General features: G+C 43.9%; 28 protein-coding genes. 1 reads left to right on the forward strand and 27 read right to left on the reverse strand.

Going from position 1 to position 22,976, the window contains the following annotated elements; translation table 11 throughout:
• Nucleotides 1-318: 318 nt before the first annotated feature.
• From ACQKFO_RS13345 to ACQKFO_RS13375, 7 genes are all read right to left on the reverse strand, one after another.
• Nucleotides 319-576, reverse strand: a complete 258-nt coding sequence (locus tag ACQKFO_RS13345) for an HPr family phosphocarrier protein (RefSeq protein ID WP_427599234.1) — start codon at nt 574-576, stop codon at nt 319-321.
• A 27-nt stretch (nt 577-603) separates the two neighbouring features.
• Nucleotides 604-1,551 carry a DNA-binding protein WhiA gene (gene whiA, locus ACQKFO_RS13350; RefSeq protein ID WP_148995366.1) on the reverse strand — a complete coding sequence of 316 codons (948 nt, stop codon included), beginning with the start codon at nt 1,549-1,551 and terminating at the stop codon, nt 604-606.
• Between the two features lie 57 nt (nt 1,552-1,608).
• Nucleotides 1,609-2,571 (reverse strand): gluconeogenesis factor YvcK family protein, encoded by a 963-nt coding sequence (locus tag ACQKFO_RS13355; RefSeq protein WP_113969145.1) that lies wholly within the window; start codon nt 2,569-2,571, stop codon nt 1,609-1,611.
• Nucleotides 2,568-3,461, reverse strand: coding sequence for an RNase adapter RapZ (rapZ, locus tag ACQKFO_RS13360; protein WP_113969146.1), 894 nt, complete (start codon nt 3,459-3,461; stop codon nt 2,568-2,570). Before rapZ ends, ACQKFO_RS13355 begins: the two co-directional genes overlap by 4 nt.
• A 48-nt stretch (nt 3,462-3,509) precedes the next feature.
• Nucleotides 3,510-3,968, reverse strand: coding sequence for an 8-oxo-dGTP diphosphatase (locus tag ACQKFO_RS13365; protein ID WP_113970858.1), 459 nt, complete (start codon nt 3,966-3,968; stop codon nt 3,510-3,512).
• A gap of 421 nt (nt 3,969-4,389) precedes the next feature.
• The gene (locus tag ACQKFO_RS13370; protein WP_427599237.1) at nt 4,390-5,106 is read right to left on the reverse strand and encodes a GDSL-type esterase/lipase family protein; all 717 of its coding nucleotides are present in this window, start codon (nt 5,104-5,106) and stop codon (nt 4,390-4,392) included.
• Between the two features lie 489 nt (nt 5,107-5,595).
• Nucleotides 5,596-5,910, reverse strand: coding sequence for a MerR family transcriptional regulator (locus ACQKFO_RS13375; RefSeq protein WP_427599239.1), 315 nt, complete (start codon nt 5,908-5,910; stop codon nt 5,596-5,598).
• 182 nt (nt 5,911-6,092) lie between these two features.
• On the opposite strand from ACQKFO_RS13375, the gene ACQKFO_RS13380 reads away from it, so the two are divergent.
• Entirely contained in the window at nt 6,093-6,245 is a 153-nt protein-coding gene (locus ACQKFO_RS13380; protein ID WP_082386330.1) for a Fur-regulated basic protein FbpA, read from the forward strand.
• Nucleotides 6,246-6,297: 52 nt separating this feature from the next.
• Here the strand turns inward: ACQKFO_RS13380 and trxB are convergent, their stop codons facing one another.
• From trxB to ACQKFO_RS13480, 20 genes are all read right to left on the reverse strand, one after another.
• Entirely contained in the window at nt 6,298-7,245 is a 948-nt protein-coding gene (gene trxB, locus ACQKFO_RS13385) for a thioredoxin-disulfide reductase (protein ID WP_427599241.1), read from the reverse strand.
• Nucleotides 7,246-7,396: 151 nt separating this feature from the next.
• Nucleotides 7,397-8,908: a tetratricopeptide repeat protein gene (locus ACQKFO_RS13390; RefSeq protein ID WP_427599243.1), complete on the reverse strand. Its 1,512-nt coding sequence runs from the start codon at nt 8,906-8,908 to the stop codon at nt 7,397-7,399.
• Nucleotides 8,909-9,031: 123 nt separating this feature from the next.
• Nucleotides 9,032-9,661 (reverse strand): bifunctional phosphoribosyl-AMP cyclohydrolase/phosphoribosyl-ATP diphosphatase HisIE, encoded by a 630-nt coding sequence (hisIE, locus tag ACQKFO_RS13395; protein ID WP_427599245.1) that lies wholly within the window; start codon nt 9,659-9,661, stop codon nt 9,032-9,034.
• Nucleotides 9,658-10,416, reverse strand: a complete 759-nt coding sequence (hisF, locus tag ACQKFO_RS13400) for an imidazole glycerol phosphate synthase subunit HisF (protein ID WP_427599247.1) — start codon at nt 10,414-10,416, stop codon at nt 9,658-9,660. Before hisF ends, hisIE begins: the two co-directional genes overlap by 4 nt.
• On the reverse strand, nt 10,410-11,144 hold the full coding sequence (gene hisA, locus ACQKFO_RS13405) for a 1-(5-phosphoribosyl)-5-[(5-phosphoribosylamino)methylideneamino]imidazole-4-carboxamide isomerase (protein ID WP_427599249.1): 735 nt from the start codon (nt 11,142-11,144) through the stop codon (nt 10,410-10,412). The genes hisF and hisA overlap by 7 nt, the downstream gene beginning before the upstream one ends.
• Nucleotides 11,141-11,776, reverse strand: coding sequence for an imidazole glycerol phosphate synthase subunit HisH (hisH, locus tag ACQKFO_RS13410; RefSeq protein ID WP_427599251.1), 636 nt, complete (start codon nt 11,774-11,776; stop codon nt 11,141-11,143). Before hisH ends, hisA begins: the two co-directional genes overlap by 4 nt.
• A 3-nt stretch (nt 11,777-11,779) precedes the next feature.
• Complete coding sequence (gene hisB, locus ACQKFO_RS13415) at nt 11,780-12,367, reverse strand: imidazoleglycerol-phosphate dehydratase HisB (RefSeq protein WP_148970205.1); 588 nt, start codon at nt 12,365-12,367, stop codon at nt 11,780-11,782.
• 52 nt (nt 12,368-12,419) lie between these two features.
• Nucleotides 12,420-13,694 (reverse strand): histidinol dehydrogenase, encoded by a 1,275-nt coding sequence (gene hisD / locus ACQKFO_RS13420; protein ID WP_427599254.1) that lies wholly within the window; start codon nt 13,692-13,694, stop codon nt 12,420-12,422.
• Nucleotides 13,695-13,885: 191 nt separating this feature from the next.
• Nucleotides 13,886-14,509, reverse strand: coding sequence for an ATP phosphoribosyltransferase (gene hisG, locus ACQKFO_RS13425; protein WP_148995379.1), 624 nt, complete (start codon nt 14,507-14,509; stop codon nt 13,886-13,888).
• Nucleotides 14,506-15,693 (reverse strand): ATP phosphoribosyltransferase regulatory subunit, encoded by a 1,188-nt coding sequence (locus ACQKFO_RS13430; RefSeq protein WP_427599256.1) that lies wholly within the window; start codon nt 15,691-15,693, stop codon nt 14,506-14,508. Before ACQKFO_RS13430 ends, hisG begins: the two co-directional genes overlap by 4 nt.
• A 219-nt stretch (nt 15,694-15,912) precedes the next feature.
• Complete coding sequence (locus ACQKFO_RS13435) at nt 15,913-16,452, reverse strand: acyltransferase (protein WP_427599258.1); 540 nt, start codon at nt 16,450-16,452, stop codon at nt 15,913-15,915.
• Nucleotides 16,449-17,099, reverse strand: a complete 651-nt coding sequence (gene ppaX / locus ACQKFO_RS13440; protein ID WP_427599260.1) for a pyrophosphatase PpaX — start codon at nt 17,097-17,099, stop codon at nt 16,449-16,451. The genes ACQKFO_RS13435 and ppaX overlap by 4 nt, the downstream gene beginning before the upstream one ends.
• A complete protein-coding gene (locus ACQKFO_RS13445; RefSeq protein WP_427599262.1) occupies nt 17,071-18,036 on the reverse strand; it encodes a nucleoside recognition domain-containing protein in 966 nt (321 codons plus the stop codon). The genes ppaX and ACQKFO_RS13445 overlap by 29 nt, the downstream gene beginning before the upstream one ends.
• A 19-nt stretch (nt 18,037-18,055) precedes the next feature.
• On the reverse strand, nt 18,056-18,892 hold the full coding sequence (lgt, locus tag ACQKFO_RS13450) for a prolipoprotein diacylglyceryl transferase (protein ID WP_427599264.1): 837 nt from the start codon (nt 18,890-18,892) through the stop codon (nt 18,056-18,058).
• Between the two features lie 48 nt (nt 18,893-18,940).
• Nucleotides 18,941-19,876, reverse strand: coding sequence for an HPr(Ser) kinase/phosphatase (gene hprK, locus ACQKFO_RS13455; protein WP_427599266.1), 936 nt, complete (start codon nt 19,874-19,876; stop codon nt 18,941-18,943).
• A gap of 144 nt (nt 19,877-20,020) precedes the next feature.
• Nucleotides 20,021-20,674, reverse strand: a complete 654-nt coding sequence (locus tag ACQKFO_RS13460; RefSeq protein ID WP_427599268.1) for an alpha/beta hydrolase — start codon at nt 20,672-20,674, stop codon at nt 20,021-20,023.
• Between the two features lie 104 nt (nt 20,675-20,778).
• Nucleotides 20,779-21,135, reverse strand: a complete 357-nt coding sequence (locus ACQKFO_RS13465) for a phage holin family protein (RefSeq protein ID WP_427599270.1) — start codon at nt 21,133-21,135, stop codon at nt 20,779-20,781.
• Nucleotides 21,135-21,338: a PspC domain-containing protein gene (locus tag ACQKFO_RS13470; RefSeq protein WP_427599272.1), complete on the reverse strand. Its 204-nt coding sequence runs from the start codon at nt 21,336-21,338 to the stop codon at nt 21,135-21,137. The genes ACQKFO_RS13465 and ACQKFO_RS13470 overlap by 1 nt, the downstream gene beginning before the upstream one ends.
• A gap of 21 nt (nt 21,339-21,359) precedes the next feature.
• On the reverse strand, nt 21,360-22,493 hold the full coding sequence (locus ACQKFO_RS13475) for a DUF4097 family beta strand repeat-containing protein (protein ID WP_427599274.1): 1,134 nt from the start codon (nt 22,491-22,493) through the stop codon (nt 21,360-21,362).
• A gap of 22 nt (nt 22,494-22,515) precedes the next feature.
• On the reverse strand, nt 22,516-22,830 hold the full coding sequence (locus tag ACQKFO_RS13480) for a DUF4870 domain-containing protein (protein WP_427599276.1): 315 nt from the start codon (nt 22,828-22,830) through the stop codon (nt 22,516-22,518).
• Nucleotides 22,831-22,976 lie beyond the last annotated feature (146 nt).

A 22,976-nucleotide genomic window follows, 5' to 3' on the forward strand; every position in this document is an offset into this window, starting at 1 on the left:
CACAATGTTTACGAACTGAGCCTTTAATTAAGAAAAGTTTGATGTAGTGAATTTATTCCAAACTCATTTAATTATACTCCCGCATTCTCTGGTTTAATAGGTGGGGATTGGAAATATTATATGTCTTTTTTGCTATTTCACTTTACAGTATCCTGAAAAGTACAATGTAACAAAAAAGCGGGCAGACATCCATCTTAAATGTGAAATATATGGAAAAGGGTTCTAAAGAATTAGCTGATCCTTTCTTGACAAAAAAGAACCAAAAAAAGCTGATGACCACTCCCTGGTCATCAGCTTTTCATCTGTATGAAGTTGATCTTATGCTTCTTTTTGAACGAATCCTTCGAGGGCAACGATTGCTTCTTCTTCGTCGCTTCCGTCCGCTACCAGCGTAATGGACGTACCCGTGGAAATAGCTAAACTCATCAATCCCATGATGCTTTTCGCATTGACCTTCTTTCCATCCTTTTCTAAGAAGATTTCAGATGAGAAGCGGTTCGCCTCTTGTACGAATAATGCAGCCGGCCGTGCTTGAAGGCCAGTCTTTAATTTCACTTCTACTTGTTTTTCCACCATAATCATTTCTCTCCCCTTTGTCCTTATTTAGGTTTGAATCTTTTCTCCCGCCCTGAGTTTCTCAGCAAGCTGGTCAATTTTACGTAAGCGGTGATTAATCCCTGATTTACTGATGGTGCCGCCTGACACCATTTCCCCTAGTTCTTTCAACGTGACATCTTGATAATTCACTCGTAATTCTGCTATCTCCCTTAGTTTATCGGGTAAGATCTGTAAGCCTACATGCCTCTCAATAAACTTAATGTTTTCGACCTGTCTTAAGGCCGCACCAATGGTTTTATTCAGGTTAGCCGTCTCACAGTTCACAAGGCGGTTAACGGAATTTCTCATATCCCTGACAATCCGTACATCCTCAAATCGCAGCAGGGCATTGTGAGCACCGATGATATTCAGGAACTCCGTGATTTTCTCTGCTTCCTTCAAGTACGTAATGAAACCTTTTTTTCGTTCAAGGGTTTTACTATTCAACCCGAAGGAATTCATCAGCTCGGACAACGCATCGTTGTGTTCAGAATAAAGAGAAAAGATTTCTAAATGATACGATGAGGTTTCCGGGTTGTTAACCGAACCACCTGCAAGGAACGCTCCCCTCAAATATGAACGTCTACAGCATTTCTTTTTGATCAAGTCTTCCGATATATTATGGATAAAGGTGAAATTTTCACCCAGGATTTTCAGTTCCTCAAGAATCTTCTTAGTATCTTCTTTGATTCGTACAATGTAGACATTGTTTTTCTTCAGCCGCATCTTCTTTCGTACCAGAAGCTCTACCGGGGTGTCGTACCCCTTTTTGATCAATGTATAGATTCTTCTGGCAATGGCGGCGTTTTCGGTTTGAATATTGACGACGAGCATTTGATTTGAGAATGACAACGAGCCATTCATTCGGATCAATGCGGATAATTCTGCATTCGCGCAGCAATCTTTCACTTCAATATTGGTCAGTTCTTTTTTTGTTTCGGACGCAAACGACATCCCCATCACCTCCTAGCAAACGCTTGCACAACCTTATACAAAAGAAATTTTTGTAGTTTAGCTGGTTGATTTTTTAAGATAAGAATATATGATATCAGCGACCTTCTCCGTGTTATGACGAACAAGATGGTTGTCATAGGAGAGAATCTCTTCTGCTATCACTTCTAAGCCCATGGATTTCAATTTATCCACATCAAAGTGGACGGGACTCGCTTGTTCTTCATTATATCGGGCTTGCACTTCATCCGGTACCTGCTTTTTGTTGACCAGGATATAATCAATACTTGGCGTTTCCAAATGGTCATATAATGCCTTTACATGGTCACTTGCTGAGTAATCCAGTGTTTCTCCTGCCTGGGTCATGATGTTGCAAATATACATTTTCTTCGCTTTTGCCCTGCATACGGCATCGCCAATTCCCGGAACAAGAAGATTCGGTAAAATACTAGTATATAGGCTTCCCGGACCCATCACAATTAAGTCGGCTTCCTTTATGGCCCGCAAGGTTTCACCCAGTGGCTTGATGCTATCCGGCTCTAAGAAGACACGTTTGATCTTCTTCCCGGCTTTAGGAATGGTCGATTCTCCCGTGACAATCGTTCCATCCTCCATCTCCGCCTTTAAGATGACGCTTTGATTTGCTGAAGGCAGCACCTTCCCCTTCACATTCAATACTCTGCTCATTTCCTGAATCGCATGTACAAAATCACCTGTAATGGAAGCAAGGGCTGCAATGATCAAGTTTCCTAAAGCATGACCGGAAAGTTCATTCGTTGTTTCAAATCGATGCTGAAACATTTGTTCCACCAGTGGCTCCACTTCCGAAAGAGCAGCCAGGACATTCCGTATATCTCCCGGGGGAGGAATATCCAGGCTGTCACGCAAACGACCTGAGCTGCCACCGTCATCAGCGACAGTGACAATGGCCGATATATCAATAGGGTGCCGTTTCAATCCCCGAAGAAGGACCGGTAAACCCGTACCTCCTCCGATCACGACGACCTTGGGTGTATGTGTCATGTTGTTAGACCCTTTCTCTTCTGAATATCCCGATGAGAAATTTTCGTTTGATAGTCATTTTCAAAATGATGGCCAAGATACTCTGCTAATGCAACCGATCGATGCTGCCCGCCTGTGCATCCTATCGCTACCACAAGCTGGCTCTTTCCTTCCCGCTTGTATTGAGGAAGCATGAACGACAATAAATCGGTTACTTTCTCGATGAATTTATTCGTTTCATTCCATTTCAATACGTAGGTGGACACCTCTTCATCCAATCCCGTTTTCGGTCTCATATGATCGATATAGTGAGGATTTGGAAGGAAACGTACATCAAACACCAAATCAGCATCGATGGGGATCCCGTGCTTGAAACCGAATGACACGACATTCACCGTGAAAATCGTCTTCTTGTTCACCGAGAATTCCGTTAGAATCTTTTCCCGAAGCTCTCTTGGCTTCATGGTTGATGTTGTATATATTAACTGCGCACGTCCTTTTAGTTCTTCAAGGAGCTCTCTCTCCTGACGAATCCCTTCAAGAGGAAGACCCGAAGGAGCGAGCGGATGAGAACGGCGCGTTTCCTTGTATCGTCTGACAAGAGAAGAATCATCTGCATCAAGATATAAAACCTGGGGTGTCACCCAGGAGGTTTCCGCTAATTCATCCAATGCTTTAAATAGATGATCAAAGAATTCCCTTCCCCTAAGGTCCATCACAAGGGCGACCTTATTCATTTTATTACCTGACTCTTTCATCAGTTCCAAAAATTTTGGCAGAAGAGTCGGCGGCAGATTGTCCACACAGAAGAATCCCAAATCCTCGAAGCTCTGAATGGCAACCGTCTTACCGGCTCCGGACATCCCTGTTATGATTACTAATTGAACATCGTTTGTAGAACCTGTACTCATACTCTTCCCCCGCTTTTAACGTAATGTTGTATATAAAAAGTTCGTTGATCAACTTGGATCTAATCGATAAGATAATAACTTAAAATCAGGAGTATAGGTAAACGTTCCATAAATCGTATTCTTTCCGTGTAAGAGGTAGTCCAGAATATGATAATCCCCTTCAGCCATCGGTAGGTCCTTAATATCCTCGATCGGATGCCATTTAATCTTACCTTCTTCCGATTCCTGAAGGTTGACCCCATCCGCTTCGGTCGCAAAGAAAGAAAACATCATCCACTCCGATTTAATCTGATCGCCTTCTTTAATGATGAACGTAAAGACACCTTTCAAATCAGGATTCTTTAAATAGATGCCCGTTTCCTCACGATACTCACGAATGACAGCATCCCGGATTGATTCGCCTGACTCCATTTTCCCACCTGGAGCGACCCACCAATTCCTTCTTGGCTTTTGGAGAAGGAGCACCTTGTCTCCATCCAGATATAAACAATTTGTGACACGTTGCACTACCTTCACCTCAATCTTGATGAATAGGGATCGAATGAATACATTAGTCCCACTTTCAGTCATTCTCATTCCTTATATTATACTATGATTGTAGACAAGCTACAATGTCTTGGCTTGTTGTTTGAAGGTTGTCGATTAAAATCGAAAGATATTGGGACATGTTTCTACAAGAAGAGGACAGGTACAGATATATATGTCGCACTAGTACAGAGGAAAAAACAAAAAAAATAGACACAGGCGAGTCCTGTGTCGTCAACGGGATTTATTACTTAAAAGGGGGTCAATTTCTTATTATCTATATTACCCGAAAATTGTTTCACTAGTGTTACAACAGATTTAAAACGGTATTACGGAATTGTTAATGTATAATTTCAGGATTTGCAAAACTTAACAAATCCTGTAGAACACTGTCAATTTGGGGTTAAAAATCATAGTTCTTCATAATTTGATCCGCCATTAATTCGTATCCCTTACCATTAGGGTGAAGGGAATCATGGAAATAGTTTTCCTTGGACTTCCCTTTAAACAATGGATTGGTTGAAACGTACTTTACGTTTTCGTGTTTTTCGGCTTCTTTCATCATGGATTTATTCCAATCGTCGACGTACGCTTCGATTTTATCACTGTCTTTATCAGGATAAGGGTTGTACAAACCTAACACGATAATGTCGGCTTCTTTACTGGCGGTTCCAACGATGTTTAAGATTTTATCCAAGTGGTCTAGATAATCCTTTTTGGCCTCAACAATCTCATCATGATGAAGAGGAAATAAATCTCCACCATTGTTTTTAATCAAATCATTGGTCCCGATGTTTATAATAAACACATCTGCTTCACTTAAATCTTCTGCTACCTCTGGCTTCACAATCTGTCCCAGGAGCTGATCCGATTGCTGCCCCGGTACTCCGAGGTTTTGAAAATTATATGACATCTTTGTATGTTTTTTATTTACTTTCTCTTCTAAACGTCCGATATATCCCGCTTCTTTTTTATCCCCATACCCATAGGTAAGGGAATCGCCCAAGGCGATCACCCGTTTCTTGGATGATGACTTGGTCTCATCGGCAAAAAAACTAAAATACACAATGGGGATAAGGGCAAACAGCGCTACTAGAGAAACGATTTTCCATATTTTCATTCATGATCCGACCTTCCGAAATAAACTAGGATGACTTTCATAATAATGGTTATTCCCTTTTGAGAGGGTTGTAATCCTGTTTATTTATGGAAGTTATCGGACAATCAAATCGTTCTTCACTCTTTTTATATTAGCAGTGAAGGGCGTAGTCTTTTTTGGATAGGAGTTGTAGATTGCTATTGTATGAATCTGATTCTACTTAACATGGATTGCGTTGATTGGTGGCATGGTTCTCCCTGAATATCCCTTGATGGGCAGCAACCCTATGCAGTATAGGGTATTCATAGAAGTTTAGTTGAAAAAATCCGGCCGTTTCTGATGATAATAGAGCCGAAATCGATAATAATCCAGCCGTTTTTGGGATTAATCCGGCCGAAATCAGGAAAAATCCAGCCGTTTTACTTTTTTCACCACATATAAAGCATCAAATACCCTACGCATACAAGTCCCGGCAAAACAAACGACATCCATTCCAGAGGTCCGTCCCCCTTACTTGTTCTGAATTCCGAACCGCGCGTTGAGCTGACCCCGTATCATTTTTTGTTTCGCTTCTTTTCTCTCTTTTCTGGATAGTTCATGTTTGATTTCTTTCGTGGTTACCCCTTCTTCTCGCTGGTCGGCGATGTCCATTAATCGTTCCACGTCGGAAAAGGAATATTTGCGATAGCCCCGATTGGAACGCTGTGGAAAGATCAGATTCTTCTCTTCGTAATAGCGGATCTTCCTTTCGGTCAAACCTGTCAATTCACTGACGACACCGATCGATATCACTTTTTTATCCTTATAGGAAGGCTCATTGTCCACGTTCTCCTCATCCTCCTAAGAAGTGAATACCTTGATTATACATGTCTCTCTTAGGAATTTGGACTAATATGTTAGAAAACCTGACAAAGAATTCTAAATTGGAAGAAAACTTAACAAAGTAGCAGATTTATATTCAAAATCCCCCTACACTATGGATAACAATCCAAAAGGAGTGAACACGGATGCCATTTTTACGTGAAGCCGTTGAAAGACAGAGGCAGCAATTTATTCGTCGGTTAGTAGAAGCTGGTGTTTACAAGCCATGTGATGAAGGATTGAAGAAGCTGACGTTGTCGGAATTGGTGTATGTATTTAACAAGCATAAGAAGAATTAGTTCATAAAAAAAGCCTTACGAAAGGATTTCTCCTTTCGTAAGGCTTTTTAGATTAACCGTTTTTGACCTTCTCTTTCAGCTCTTCAATATAATGCTGAGCTGTTTGAGCGGCGATGCTTCCGTCACCTGTTGCTGTAACGATTTGGCGAAGTTGTTTTTCGCGGACATCACCGGCAGCAAAGATTCCTGGAACCTTCGTTTCCATTTGTTCGTTAGTTTCTATATAACCTTCAGAGTTGATGATTCCGAGGTTAGCAAATGGCTTCGTCAGTGGAAGCATTCCGATGTAGATGAAGACACCATCAGCCTGGAAATCAGTTTCCTCTCCATTTTCAGTGGATACAAGGGTCACACTTCCCACTTTGCCATCTTTGTCGTTGATTTCTTTCACCGTATGGTTCCAGATAAAATCGACTTTTTCGTTATCAAAGGCACGCTGTTGCAGGATCTTTTGAGCACGAAGCTCATCGCGACGGTGAACGACCGTTACTTTGTTAGCGAATCTTGTCAGGTAAACCCCTTCTTCTACAGCAGAGTCTCCTCCACCTACAACAACAAGGTCTTTTCCTTTAAAGAATGCTCCATCACATACTGCACAGTAAGAAACTCCGCGTCCGCCAAGCTCTTTTTCACCAGGTACACCGATTTTTTTGTATTCTGCACCCGTTGTGATGATCACGGCACGTGCTTTGAATTCTTTTGAACCGGTTTTGACAATTTTAAACTCTTCTCCGTCAACGATCTCTTTAATGTCTCCGTATGCGTATTCCGCACCGAATTTCTTCGCATGATCGAACATTTTATTAGAAAGATCAGGTCCCAGAATATGGTCGAAGCCCGGGTAGTTCTCCACTTCTTCCGTATTCGCCATTTGTCCGCCTGGTACTCCTCTTTCAAGCATAAGCGTTGAAAGACTTGCACGTGACGTATAAACAGCTGCAGTCATTCCTGCAGGGCCTGCACCTGCAATGATTACATCATAAATTTTTTCTTCAGACATGATGACATTCTCCTTCCGAAACAGTCGTAAGCATATTCTTTATTAAAATACTATGGTTAGAGGTAGCAATGGTGCTTGAGCCTTCCACCCATAGTATTAACTTCCTACACATATCCTATAAAAAATAGGGTCGCATCGTCCAAAAATATGCTCACGGAAGGTAACTTTCAACGACAGAGATGTATTTTGTCAGCGTACTTGCAGATAAATTGAATCGATCACATAGCTGCTTCTTCGTGACCTTTTCATTTCGCAGTCTATTCCAAACGAATTCTGTTGCCGCTGCAAAAGCTTTGGCATTCTTGAAGGTTTCCCGTTGTTTTATGCCTCTGTAGGCGATCGTAAACCAAGTAAGGAAGAGCCCCGACTCCACGCTCGTGATCGGTCGATGATCCCCATAAAGGTGAAGAGCTACTTGATGCATATTCTGAATCTCCTGGTTCACTTTAATCGAGCTGTTTCCGTTGCTGTTTAACACTTGTGCTAAATAAACCTTTTCGACAATGGACAGGTCCTCCACATCACAAAAGTCAGCATGAGTAAGGATAGCCCTTTGATTATCAGAGATGGACGTAAGAAACAGACCGAATAATTTCTCTTCCGTATATTCACTTTGAAGCTTCTTCAAAATCGATGTGACGTGATTTTCGAAGCCATCATCCTGCTTTTTATCGTTCCAAGGCTCGAGTCCTTCTTTTTCAGGGTTGATTTCCAATACCCTTTTCCACGCATTACGGGCTGTATCCTCATGACCCGTTTCATAAGCAGAATACGACAGCCAATAATAGAAGCTCCCATCGCCCTCGAAGCCAATCTTCTGAAGGGACTTCAACCAATCATAAGCCCGCTTCGAGTGACCAACAAGCGCAAACGTAGCCCCCAGCTTGTAACGATGCTCATGAAGTAAGGGACGGACCTTCTCAAGACCCTGTATCAATTCGTCCAGCTCGTCATGACGCTTTTGATAGAAATAAAAAACAGCCGTATTGCACAGGGCATGGAGGTTTCCAGGATTCTTCTCCAACACCTCTTCCAACGTAGCAGCTGCTTGGTCCACTTCTCCTAAGTAGAAGTAGGCAAGTGCTAAATTATTGTAAGCTGACCAGAATTCCGGATAATCTTCAATTACCTTCTGTAAAGTTTCCACGGCTTTTTGAAAATGCCCGGACTCAAGAAGATCTCTTGCTTTCTCCTGTTGGACGATAAGCTCATCATGCTCGTATAAATCGTCCACAATCAGATCTGAATCAAGCTCCAGAAGCTCTAATAAGTCTTCTGCATCCTCAACGAATTCACCATATTCTTCTTTGTCAAGATAAGCTGAAACCTGTTCGTACGCCTCTTTAAATAAGCCTAAATGGGCATAATTGTTGGCCAGAAAATAATGACACTCTGCCATGCGGGGATCCAGATCATCCAGGATTTGATGCAATAAATCATTGGAACGCTTGTATTCACCAAGCTCTGTATACACAATCGATAATTGACAGGCAATCATCGGTTCTACTGGTTCTAATTGAAATGCTCTATTTAAATATTTTAACGATTTCTTAAGCTCTCGACGTTGATAAGCCTTCATCCCTTTGTTGTAGTAATACTCGCCAGTCGGGACAAAAGACAACACTTTCGCTTGCTCACTACCTAATTTTGACCCTTTTCTCATCAAAGTCCTCCGAAACGTTCATAGTATAACTACAGTAGTATATCATACAATACCCCTGTACTAAACTACCATATTTTGAGGGACGGACCTTTACGCGTGCGCGAAGGTCCGTCCCTCAGGGAGTTATTTATTATGACGTTCCACAAGGACTTCTAACACGTCTTCGAGTGGAAGTTTTTGTTCTCTTAAAAGGACGAGTACATGGTAGAACAGGTCGGCGACTTCCCATTTCAGTTCTTCACTGTCCCTGTTTTTCGCAGCAATGATCACTTCTGACGCCTCTTCGCCTACTTTTTTCAAGATTTTATCTACACCTTCCTCAAAGAGGTAGGTCGTGTATGCTCCCTCTGGCCGCTCGATTTCACGATTTTTAATGAGTTTCTCCAGAGTGAGAAGAATATTTTCTGTTGATGATTTCTCTTCACCATATACACCTTCATGGAAGCAGCTTTCTTCCCCCTTATGACAGGCTGGTCCTTTTTTCTCGACGAGGACAAGGAGGGCGTCTTTATCACAATCCCACGTGATGTATTTGACGATTTGGGTGTTCCCGCTTGTCTCTCCTTTATGCCACAGCTCCTGGCGTGAACGGGAGTAAAACCACGTTTCCCCTGTCTCAACCGTTTTTTTGAGAGACGTTTCATTCATATAGGCCAGTGTTAAAACTTCTTTTGTCGAAGCGTCCTGGATGATGGCAGGTACCAATCCTTTATCATCGTACTTCACGGTTGCAATCCAATCTTCATTTGTCATCGTACGTGCACCTCCTGCTCTCTTAAGTAGCTCTTCACTTCTTCTACGCTCGTTTCTTTATAATGAAAGATGGAGGCTGCAAGGGCCGCATCGGCTTTGCCTTCGGTGAATATTTCTTTGAAGTGCTCTGCATTTCCTGCACCGCCTGAAGCAATTACCGGTATAGAAACCGCTTCGCTGACTGCCTTCGTCAGGGCAAGGTTGAACCCCCGCTTTTCTCCATCGCTATCCATGCTCGTTAACAAGATTTCTCCCGCACCGAGTGATTCTACTTCCTTCGCCCATTCAACGGCATCCAGGTCTTTCAGCTTTCTGCCTCCATGGGTGTACACTTTAAATCCTTGGCTCTTTTCATCATACTTGGCATCGATGGCCACTACGATACATTGAGATCCGAAGTAATCGGCTCCTTCACGGACAAGCTCAGGACGCAGGACGGCTGCTGTGTTAAGAGAAACCTTATCTGCCCCTGCGCGAAGGATGGCTTTCATATCTTCGACTGAGTTAATCCCTCCACCGACTGTAAAAGGGATCGCCAATTCCGCAGCTACATGCTGAACGACTTCCACCATCGTTTTCCGTCCTTCATGTGAGGCTGAAATATCCAGGAAGACGAGCTCATCGGCACCTTGCTCATCGTACACTTTAGCAAGTTCAACAGGATCTCCTGCATCTCTCAGTTCTACAAATTGAATGCCTTTTACCACCCGGCCATCCTTCACGTCCAGACACGGAACAATCCGTTTCGTTAACATGTTTTCACCTCATTTATTGCCTCGCTCACCGTAAACTTTCCTGTATAAAGTGATTTTCCGCAAATCGCTCCGGATACGCCTTGGTTTTCATATTGCTTTAAAGTCTTCAGATCTTCAAGGGAGCTAATGCCTCCAGACGCAATCACTGATTTCCCGGTTTGTTCAGCAAGATCCACAACCGCTTCAACATTGGGACCAGATAGCATTCCGTCTGTGGCAATATCGGTGAAAATGAACGTTTCCGCACCGGTTTCAGCCAGTTCCTTTCCAAGATCGACAGCTTTAAGGGCGGAGGTTTCCAACCAGCCATGAGTGGCAACATAACCATCCTTTGCATCAAGTCCAATGGCAATCTTATCACCATATTCCGCCAGCCATTCCTTCACTAATTCTGTGTTGGAAACAGCGATACTGCCGATGATGACTCGGTCGACTCCCCGGCGTAAATAGTGCTCGATATCCTCTTTGGAGCGGATACCTCCACCAATCTGCACCTTCGCATCCAGCTTTTCAGCAACAGCGATCACGAATTCATCATTGATCCGTGAGCCTTCCTTTGCCCCATCTAGATCTACCATGTGAATCCACTCGGCCCCTTCATCAGCGAATTTCTTCGCCATATCAAACGGAGAGTCTCCATAAACCGTTTCCTGATTATAATCACCTTGAACGAGACGAACGCACTTGCCGCCCCTCATATCGATGGCTGGATAAATCGTAAAACTCATGAGACCGTCTCCTTCACTCGTTTTGTAAAGTTTTCTAACAGTTTCATTCCAAGCTCGCCGCTTTTTTCAGGATGAAACTGCATTCCGTATATATTTTCCCGACTCACGACGGCCGGGATCTCGACTCCTGCATAATCAGCACTTGCCGCTATCACGTCTTTGCATCCTTCGTGTACATAATAGGAGTGAACGAAGTATACATAGCCTTCAGATAACCCTTCTAAAAGGGGGGAGTTTTTTTGGTAACGCAGAAGATTCCAGCCCATGTGGGGGACCTTATATGAATTTCCTTGACTGTCCTCTTTCGGGATGTGAAGCACTTCACCAGGTAGAAGAGCCAATCCTTTTGTTGATCCATTTTCCTTACTTTCTTCAAAGAGGATCTGCATGCCTAAACAAATGCCTAAGAGTGGCTTCCCGTTTTGGGCAAAAGTGAGGATGGTTTCTTTTAAATGTGTGGTTTCGAGAAGGTTCATAGCATCTTTAAATGCTCCCACTCCCGGTAAAATCAAACCATCTGCGTTCAGTAAATCTTCTTGTTGATCACTGATAAAATAAGGAACGTTCAAGCGTTCAAGTGCTTTACTGACGCTGAACAGATTCCCCATCCCATAGTCTACAATGCCGATCATGAATTATAACATTCCCTTCGTTGATGGAACCCCTTTTACCCGGGGATCGATCATGGTTGCTTCATCCAGGGCACGTCCCAGTGCTTTAAAGATTGCTTCAATGATATGGTGGGTATTATGACCATAATGAACGATGACATGAAGATTCATCCGTGCTTCAAGAGCAAGCTTCCAAAGGAATTCATGAACAAGCTCCGTATCGAAGGTCCCTACTTTCTGACTTGGAAGTTCTGCACGGAACTCGAGGTGAGGACGATTACTCAGGTCCACCACGACTTGGGCAAGGGCTTCATCCATCGGAACCATGGCTGAGCCGTAACGCTTGATCCCTTTTTTGTCTCCCAGTGACGCAAGTAACGCCTGTCCCAAGCAAATGCCGATATCTTCAGTGGTGTGATGGTCATCCACTTCTATATCGCCATTCGCTTCGATCGTACAATCAAATTGTCCATGTTTTGTGAACAAATCCAGCATATGACTCATGAACGGGACACCAGTCTCTACTTTAGAGTTCCCCTCTCCATCGATTCCAAAATTCAAGCGAATATCCGTCTCATTTGTCTTTCGCACAATCTCTGCACTTCTCACCATGATGTCCTCCTTATTGGAGGGACGGCCCTCTGCAGAGGTCCGTCCCTCTTCCCTATTTTTCTTTGCCGAATCGAATCTCCACCGCCCTTGCATGGGCTTCAAGACCTTCCAAGCGGGCAAGTTTTGCGATTTTTTGATAATTTTGCTGCAGTGCTGTTTCACTATATGAAATGACACTTGTTTTCTTCATAAATTCATCAACATTTAAGGGACTTGAAAAACGTGCCGTCCCGTTCGTCGGGAGTACATGATTCGGTCCTGCAAAGTAATCCCCTACAGGCTCAGAACTGTAACGGCCAAGGAAGATTGCTCCGGCATGACGGATCTTCGCCATCGTTTCAAACGGCTTCTCCGTTAATATCTCTAAATGCTCCGCTGCGAGTTGATTCACAACATCGATTCCTTCTTCTATATCTCTTGTCACGTAGATGGCTCCGAAATCACTGATGGACTGACGGGCGATGTCTTCTCTCGGAAGAGAAGACAGCTGTCGTTCCACCTGTGAGGATACCTCTTCTGCCAATGCAGAAGAATTCGTCACAAGTACGGCAGAGGCAAACACGTCATGCTCTGCCTGTGAAAGAAGGTCGGCGGCAATTTCATCCGCACGCTGATTCTTATCCGCCAGAATCACGATTTCACTGGGGCCGGCGATCATGTCAATATCCACATCGCCGAATACTTCGCGTTTTGCCAGTGCGACATAGATGTTCCCCGGTCCTGTTATTTTATCCACGGGAGAGATGGATTCCGTCCCATACGCCAGTGCGGCTACCGCTTGAGCACCGCCGACTTTAAAGATGTCTTCCACTCCGGCAATTTTCGCTGCAACCAGCACGCCGGGTGAAAGCTTCCCATCCTTTCCAGGCGGAGAAACCATCGTGATTCGTTTGACTCCCGCGACTTTTGCTGGCAGCACATTCATCAATACAGAGGAAGGATACGCAGCAGTCCCACCCGGCACGTACACGCCGACTGAATCAAGGGGCGTCAGCTTTTGGCCTAGCATGGTCCCATCCTCTTTCGTTGTAAACCAGGAAGACCTTTTTTGTTTCTCGTGAAAGTCACGGATATTATCGGCAGCTTCTTCAATGATGGAGATCATCTCAGAATCCAGAGAAGAGAAGGCTTCCTCTATTTCACTCTGTGAAACCTTGTAATTCTCTAAATGAACACCATCAAATTTCTCTGTATATTCACGGACTGCAAGGTCGCCATTTTTCTGAACAGAAGAAATTATCCCCTGAACCGCTCTCCGCTGATCCTCCGTACCGCTGTCGACTGAACGCCTAATCGACGCACCGCTCATATCCTTAATAATCTTCAAACCATTCACCAGCCTTCGAAAGGGACGGACCTGCATATGATAGCAGGTGCCGTATTCCCCCTATGTAATCTATATTAGGAGGGACGGACCTTGCCTCAATGAACAAGCATCCGCACCTCAGTAGTCACTTTATAAGTGTTGAAATCCCTTTATTAACAGTCTCCAGGCAAGGTCCGTCCCTCTTACCCCTCTTACCCGATGATGCGTGTAAGCCGGGTGACGAGGTCTTCTATTTTTTCGTCTTTCATCCGGTAGCTGACGGGGTTGACGATGAGTCTGGAGGTGATGTTAACGATGGTTTCGTATTCCACCAGCCCATTTTCCTTCAGCGTTCTTCCCGTTGAGACGATATCGACGATGCGATCAGCGAGCCCGATTAAAGGAGCGAGCTCAATGGATCCGTTTAGTTTAATGATTTCCACTTGCTCACCCTGCTCCCGGAAATAGGATGACGCAACATTCGGATATTTTGTGGCAATTTTCGGTGCCACATCACTCATTTTTGTATCCGGCAGTCCTGCGACTGCCAAGTAACAACCACTGATCCGTAAATCAAGCAGCTCATATACGTCTCGCTCTTCTTCCAGCATAACGTCCTTCCCGGCAATCCCTAAATCAGCGACTCCATGCTCCACATACGTCGGGACATCCATCGGCTTTGCCAGGATGAATCGTAAATCTTCCTGGGGAACTTCGATGATCAGCTTTCTAGAATCATCAAATTCAGGTGGCAAATTGTAATCTGCCTTCCTTAATAGTTCCACGGCTTCTTCAAATATCCTGCCTTTAGGCATGGCAATGGTTAACGCACTCATGATGTTTCACCGCCTTTCGGGTCCTGTCCTACAACGAAGTGCACATTACTGAAACCCTTCGTAAACTCGTCCACATCTCCTACGCCCTTCCAGTTCTGCAGCACCACTTTGACTCCTTCACTCCTCAGCTCATGAGCAAGACCGATAGCCTCTTTTCTCCGCTCATCACTAAACAGCACACACTGCTGAAGAGTCGAAGTTAACTCAATCTGCATCGCTTCAAGCACATAATCGAGACGCAATCCAAAGCCTGTCGCACCGGAGTTCTTTCCGAACTTTTCAAGCAGCTTGTCGTAGCGGCCGCCATTTCCGATCGCAAACCCTACATGTTCTCCGTACACTTCAAATAAAATGCCTGAATAATAACTCATGTGGCTCACCAGGCTCAAGTCGAACTTCACATATTGCTCCACTTCATAATCTTTTAAAATATTCCACAGATCTTTCAGCTGTTCTAATGCATTCAGTCCTTTTTCCCCTTCTAAAAGAGAATGGGCTTCACCCAGCACATTTTCTGACCCCCGTAATTGAAGGAAACGGAACAATCTCTGCTTATCAATGGATGAAAGGGCCAAGCCATTGACATGCTGGCGATATCCAACATAGTTCTTTTCATATAAGTATCTTCTTAACGTATCCGCCCGTTCTTTCGTACCGACGATTTGAGTAAATAGCTCCTGCACAAATCCGATGTGGCCGATGGAAATCTTGAAATGTTCCAGGCCTGCTTCCTTTAGAACCGATACCATCAGGGCAATCACCTCAGCGTCGGCACTGACTGAATCGTCACCGATACATTCAATTCCCACTTGTTCAAATTCCGCCGGGCGCCCACCTTCACGCTGCTGGGCCCTGAACACAGAATTCGAGTATGCCAGTCGCAGCGGTGCTTCATCCTTTAATAATTTTGACGCGGCAATCCGGGCAATCGGCGCTGTCATATCCGGTCTTAACACAAGGGTATGACCCTGCTGATCCAGAAGCTTGAATAGCTGCTGATCTAATATCGCCGATGCCTCACCGACTGTTTCATAATATTCAAGGCTCGGAGTCTCAATGAACTTGTAACCCCACAGCTTCATCGCCTGTTCCATATTCTTTTTCGTCTGATCTTTGATTTCATATAAATCAGGGAATGTATCTCTCATTCCCAATGGCTTCTCGAACATAAATAACTTAGTCATAAGAACCACCTTTGGCGTATTAATTCATCTATTTTTCCCCGGTTTGGGGATTGCTACTAATTCTCGATTATTCAGAAATCCTTTAACTCGCTAATGTGCTAATAAAATAAAGTTATTTGTAGTGTAGCGTTTCTTTTTTTATTCGTCAACCGTTAGATTTGTGATTGATTAAAAACAAAAAAGGCAAAAATAGAACTCAATCTATCTTTGCCTTTTCCCTTATTCTTCGCTTTTCAATCCGTAGATGGCATCTTCTCGCCAGCGTGCGGCAAGTTCCTCTTTAGTATAGATGATCCGCATGGGATTTCCGCCAACGAACGCTCCTTTCGGGACGTCTTTATGTACGAGGGTTCCTGCCGATACGATGGCTCCGTCGCCAATCTGAACACCCGGTAATATCGTGGTGTTGGCCCCGATCATGACTTCCGATCCGATTTCCACATCACCTAATCGGTATTCCTTGATCAGGTATTCGTGGGCGAGGATCGTCGTATTGTACCCGATGACAGTATTACGACCAACCGATATTTTTTCCGGGAACATCACGTCAAGCATCACCATCAGGGCAAATGACGTGTGTTCACCGATCTTCATCTTCAAAAACGTCTTGTACAGCCAATTTTTCATCCCTAAAAAGGGTGTGTACCTTGCCAGTTGAATCACGATGAAATTTTTGACGACCTTCCCGAAAGGAACGGTTTTATAAACATGCCAGAGGGAATTTGCTCCTTCTACAGGGTAGCGGGTCGTTCGTCTCATGCAGACGGAACTCCGACAATCGGTAATAAGTCTTTCATATTATCCAGCATGAAGTCCGGTTCGTAGTGAGCCAGATGCTCTCTTCCCTTTGCACTCCACGCGACACCTGCCGACAGCACTCCTGCATTTTTCCCGGCTAAAATGTCGTGGTGATTGTCACCGATCATGATTGCTTCTTCAGGCGAGGACCCCAGTGCCACAAGAGCTTTCTCAATCGGTTCAGGATGCGGCTTCGCATTCTCCACTTCGTCCAGGGTGATGATGACTTCAAAGAACGGACGAAGATTCATCAGGTCCAGTCCTTTTAACACAACATCACGGACTTTCGTTGAGACAATCGCTAATTTGTATCCATTTTCGTAAAGGGCTTGAACCGTTTCATACACCCCTTCAAACTCAGTCACTAGTGCGTCATGATGCTCATGATTGTAAGCACGGTAGTGAGCACACATTTCTTCCATACGGTCGGGGTCCAGTCCTCCAAACGACTCTTCCAATGGTGGTCCCATAAAAGGATGAACGTCCCTTTCTCCGTACTGCCCTGGATAATAATGATTCAATGTATGCAAAAAGGAAGAAATGATTAAATCATTGGTATTGATCAGTGTTCCGTCTAAGTCAAATAATATTGTTGTAATCCTGCTCATAATGTCTCTCCTTTTCTTTCTTTGCATCGACCCTGTTCCAAATGTAGGCAACCGCCATCGTTAACAAAATCGCTGTGACGAGCCTGATAATGAGTAGGGGCAAGACAGGGATGCCCAATGGGATGAAGATTAACGTATCCTCCACCACTGCGTGACATGCGACTAAAAAGATGAAGGCGATCGTGACATCCTTCTTGCTCACTCCATCTTCTTTTACCGCCTGGATCATGACGCCTGCTCCGTATGCCAGACCTATGACGAGTCCCGCCACCATCGTGGACGACGTATTTGCATTCATGCCAAGCGCCCGTGTGGCAGGGGACATCCAGCGCGAAAAAACATCCATCCATTTCAGGTCTCTCATTACTTGAATAATCATCATAAGAGGAATGACGATAAGAGCTAATTGCAGGACACCAAATCCTGCTTTTTCAAGTCCCAGGAGAATGATTTCTCCCCACCCGTTCGGCTCAGCTTGTTGTGGAGGCATCATTCCGTACTTGGCAATTTCAGATCCACCGTTCCAAACGAGATTGATGACAACTGCCGATATCAGGGCCAGCCCTACCCTTACAGCGACAATCAGCCAAATCTTCACGCCCACCTTTGCGGCTACCGTTGATTCAATGAACAAATTATGAGAGAAGGAGAGCATCACCGCAATGATGAATACTTCTTTCACCGTTAGATCAAGGGATAGGATTCCACCTATTCCTGCGTACAAGTTAAGAAAGTTGCCCAATACAAGAGGAATGGCCGCATCACCTGAAAGCCCGATGAGTTTCATGAACGGGGAAATCTTCTCCATGACCCAAGGAAGGACAGGTGTGTATTGAAGCAAAAACACGATCAGCGTGATCGGAAAGATGACCTTTCCAAGGGACCACGTTGTTTTTAAACCTGTGAGTCCGCCATTTTTTAAAGATGACATCCACATGCGCCCTACTCTCCTTTTGTTAAGCGTTTACGCTATCCGTCTTTTCATCGTATGCCTTCTTCGCAAGGCCCGCTTTTCTTCTGTAAAGGAATACACCAATGGCTCCAATGATAAGAACAATCGAAATCACTTGGGCGAATCGTAAAGAACCCAGCATCAGACTGTCGGTTCTCAATCCTTCAACAAAGAATCGACCGATGGAATACCAAATCACATATGTTAAGAACAGTTCTCCACGACGAAGACTGCTTGCTTTTCTTCTCAGGACAAGCAGAAGAATCAATCCGGCAAAACTCCAAAGAGATTCGTATAGGAATGTTGGGTGATAGTACACTCCATTAATGTACATTTGATTAATGATGAAATCGGGAAGCATCAGGTTTTCAAGAAACGTACGGGACACTTCTCCACCATGGGCCTCCTGGTTTACAAAGTTACCCCAGCGACCGATTGCCTGACCTAAAATAATGCTCGGTGCCGCAATATCAACAAGCTTCCAGAACGACAGACCTTTTATTTTGGCAAAAACAATCGTGGTGAGGACAGAACCGATCAATGCACCATGGATGGCGATTCCACCATTCCAGACTTTAATGATATCCCCGGGGTGATCGGCATAATAATTTTCCCACTCAAAGATGACATAATAAGCGCGGGCACATATGATTGCGATGGGAATCGCCCATACGAGCAAATCAATGAATGTATCGGGATGAAGTCCGAGTCGTTTGCTCTCACGAATGACTAAATAGAGTCCTAATGCGATCCCAAGACCGATGATGACACCGTACCAATGTACTTGAATCGGACCGAGTGAAATGGCAATGGGATCGATTGGCGTAATGTTCTCGTTCATTTTGTCTCTCCTTTTTTTCCATTAAGATGGCATGTGATTGTTATCGGATTAGATATCTTCATTCTCTCCATCTTCAATCACATCAGACAATCGGTTTGTAAATTGCTCTGCTGCATTTACGCCCATACGTTTCAGACGGAAGTTCATGGCAGCCACCTCGATGATAACCGCGAGATTTCGTCCAGGACGAACAGGTACGGTGTATTTTGTAATATCCGTATCGATGATTTTCATCGTCTCTTCTTCCAGTCCAAGGCGGTCGTATTGTTTCGTTTTATCCCATAGCTCGAGATTGATGCAAAGGGTAATGCGCTTATAGCTGCGGACCGCTCCTGCACCAAATAACGTCATGACATTGATGATCCCCAAACCACGGATTTCCAACAGATGTTCAATCAGTTCAGGAGAACTGCCGATCAGCGTATCCATGTCTTCCTGGCGTATCTCTACACAATCATCTGCTACAAGGCGGTGACCTCTTTTCACTAGTTCAAGAGCGGTTTCACTTTTACCAACACCACTCTTCCCTGTGATCAACACCCCGACCCCATAAATATCCACCAGTACACCATGGATCGCCGTTGTTGGGGCAAGCTTACTTTCCAGATAGTTAGTCAGCCTCGAAGAGAATCGTGTTGTTTTCATCGAAGAACGCATGACAGGAACATCATAACGATCCGATGCTTCCACCAGCTCAGGCGGGATCTCCAGGTCTCTGGAAATGATAATACCAGGCGTGATATCTGTACATAGCGCTTCCATTCTGCGCTTGCGTTCTGCTTCATCTAAAAGCTCCAGAAAAGATAACTCGGTTTTCCCTAATAATTGTATCCGCTCTGCTGGATAATAGTTGAAATAACCGGCCATTTCCAAGCCTGGACGGGAAATGTCACTCGTTGTGATCGGTCTATGTAATCCTTCTTCTCCACCGACAAGCTCTAATTTAAACTTCTCGACAATATCTTTTGTTCGGACCTTTGCCACATGCAGCTCCTCCTTCACATTACACTCGCTTCATATTTATAAACGATTCTTACTCTAACCTATTTTAGCAATTATAGAAAAAAGCGCAAGGCAGCTTACTTGGTGAAGAAACCGTAAAACAAACGAATAAAAGCGCAGCCACGGCTACGCTTCAATAAATGCTTTGATGTTCGTCAAGATCTGTTTATGAGTAGATATGGAATCAAGGACTTGAAAATCATGTTCAAGGCTGTGGTTGGCCCCTTTTATTAGATGCATGTACAGGCGGTGATTCGACTTTAATTCATTGAATCGAGCTTCTTCATAGTGACGATCCGCATCCCCAATAATACAAATACCTTCTTGCTCACTACCCAGCATCGCTTGAAAAACTTCATCGTCTTTAAGTAAAGGGGTTAACCAGATGAGCTTTGCATCCTGAAAAGACTCTCTTGCTAATTCATTACTTAATGCGATGGTCCCGAATGACTTGGCCACCAGGTGAATATGTGAATAGCCCTTCTCTTGCAGAACCTGATCAATGACCTCCTTCACATCGTGCCTTAAAGCATCATCTACTTCTTCTATAGAAAATCCTTCATAGTCGGGCGTGGTATATTGATAGTTAATATGGAGAACATCATATCCTTTATTCAGGTAGATTCCCGTTGAATAGTGAAGCAAAGGTGCCTGCACGGTGTATCCCAATCCTGGCAGGAGGATGGCAATACCTTCCGCCTCTTCTCCTTGGGACATTAATAATGTGTAAGGCACTTTGATGTCGCGAAAACCCTTAATTGCATCCGATGTAACTTTCATGATTCAACCCCCCCTATTACCAAGTATTTCTATATCAATATAGAAATCCCCTTTTTTCCACAAAAAAACTCCGGCTCAACGATCAAGCCGGAGTCCTTTCCTATTTACTTTTCTTTCGTCGGATCCATAACCGTTTTTTGAATCACCAGATTGGCAAGGGACAAAATGATGGATGCCAGTAAAGCCATGCCAAAGCCTGATAACTCAAAGCTGCTTCCCATAAGTCCATCCGTCAGGAGTAACGTAATGGCGTTTATGACGAAGAGAAACAGCCCCAGGGATAAGATCGTCACAGGCAGAGTCAGGATAATCAAAATCGGTTTCACCAGAACATTCAGTACAGAAAGAATAAAGCTGGCTCCTATCGCTGCTCCGAACCCGGATACTTCAAACCCTTCAAAAAATCCTGCCAATGCAATAAAGATTACTGCATTGATTAAAATTCCAATAATCCATCTCATTATTTGATGGCTTCCTCCTCATTAGGCAGCACGAAGGCCAATAAACCGTATACGATGGCCAGAGGGAAGAATCCCGTCGGAATGAGCAGGATGATGAAAATCACCCTAAGAATCGTTGCATCGATTCCCACATAACGGGACATACCTCCAAGCACCCCGGCGAGCTTTCTGTCAGACCTTGATCGTGCTAATTGTTTTCTCATCGTTATTCCTTCTTTCTCATCTTATGCGTTGTCCTTATTAACATTCTTCTGTTCATGCTTTTTTATGAGGACAGATCCTGCTTTTGTTTCCGCAAAAAGATGAAGCTTATCGTCTGAATCGGTTTTACGACTGAAACGAATCGACTTTTGGACCACTTCATTTTTTTCTTCCAATACATCAATACCCTGCAGCTCAAGCTTAAAACCACCGAAGTTTGATTTTGCCTCTCCGGAAATGTTGATGTTTTCAGGAACGAATAAATCGATGTTGCCTGTTACCGTCTTAGCGTGAAGCGTGTCGGCTTTCTCCCCGGTCAGGGCACAAACCACGTTTCCGTTCAGGGATTGCACATCTGAATATGAGATATCCCCTTCAACATGCACCTTTCCGTTAATGGATTCTGCTTCAACATGGTGGGCTTTCGCGTTCAAAATTGAAATCGCACCGTTTGATGTTTCCACTTCGGCTTTCTTAGCTGTCAGGTGATCAATATGAATCTTTCCATTAGCAGCCTTGGCACGAAGATCCTGAACATCTAAATGCTCTGCCTTTAATCCTCCATTAAATAAACGAACCGAGATTCTTTTATATTGATGTTTTGGTATATAAAGTTTAGAGTCCACCTTCATCCACTTCAATTGCGTCGAGTAATACAGTGTATCTCCGTCTACAGCAAAGGACGTATTCTCCATGAATTGCTTTCTGGCTTCTTCATGATCTTCCGTACGATAAACCTTGGCCTCACATTCCACACGGACTTCTTCTCCATCCCAGGGAATCAGTTCGACCTTTCCATTGGCCACATCTACATCGATTTTCTCGAAATCCGTATTGGGCTGTTGATACACATGAGACAGCTCCACCGATTGATTCCACTGAAAATCGAAATCAAAATTCTTAATTTTGTTCAACGCGCTATTCATGAAATCAAGAAGCTTATCTTTCGGATTTCCCGAATGAGTTGAATGTTCTTTTTCACTCTTTTTATCCTCTTGAAAAATAGAAACAAATTCATCAAGGAAATCTTTTTCCTTTGGCTTTTCCTTTGATGTTTTTGGCTTTTGGTCGAGTGCTTCCAATAATGCCACTGCTTCCTGTGCCGAAATCGTCCCATTTTCCAACATATCCAAAATGCGTTTACGTTCTTCATTCATACTCTTTCATCCCCTTTGTTGATTATAAAAGTACTTTAATGCCTTTATACACATTCCAAATGACCACGACAACACTAAGTAATATGGCTAAACCGATCATGATGACGGTGAATATCGGCAATCCCGCACCGCTCGCGAAAACCCCCATATCCAAAAACAAGCCTGCAATCAAAAGGGGAACCGCAATGATCGGTAATAAGTGAGATAAAAATGCTGCTTTTGCGTCCTTTTTCACATAAGGATTATCTGATACAAAATAAACGATCAGCGGAAAAAGGAAGCCTGCAAAAAATATACTGAAATAGCACAGGGCTGATAGTACCTTATTGGTCTCCATCTTCATCATCTCCTCTACTATTATTTACGATACGTGAAGCAAAAGGTTTCAATGCATTTGTTTGTAATCTTATTTTCACATAGTCGATATATTCTTCACTCCATCTTGAGGCTGAAATTAGGTAGGTATGGAGTTGTGGTTTTTGT

This window comes from Rossellomorea sp. NPDC071047 (genome assembly GCF_050270195.1).
GTDB lineage: Bacteria > Bacillota > Bacilli > Bacillales > Bacillaceae_B > Rossellomorea.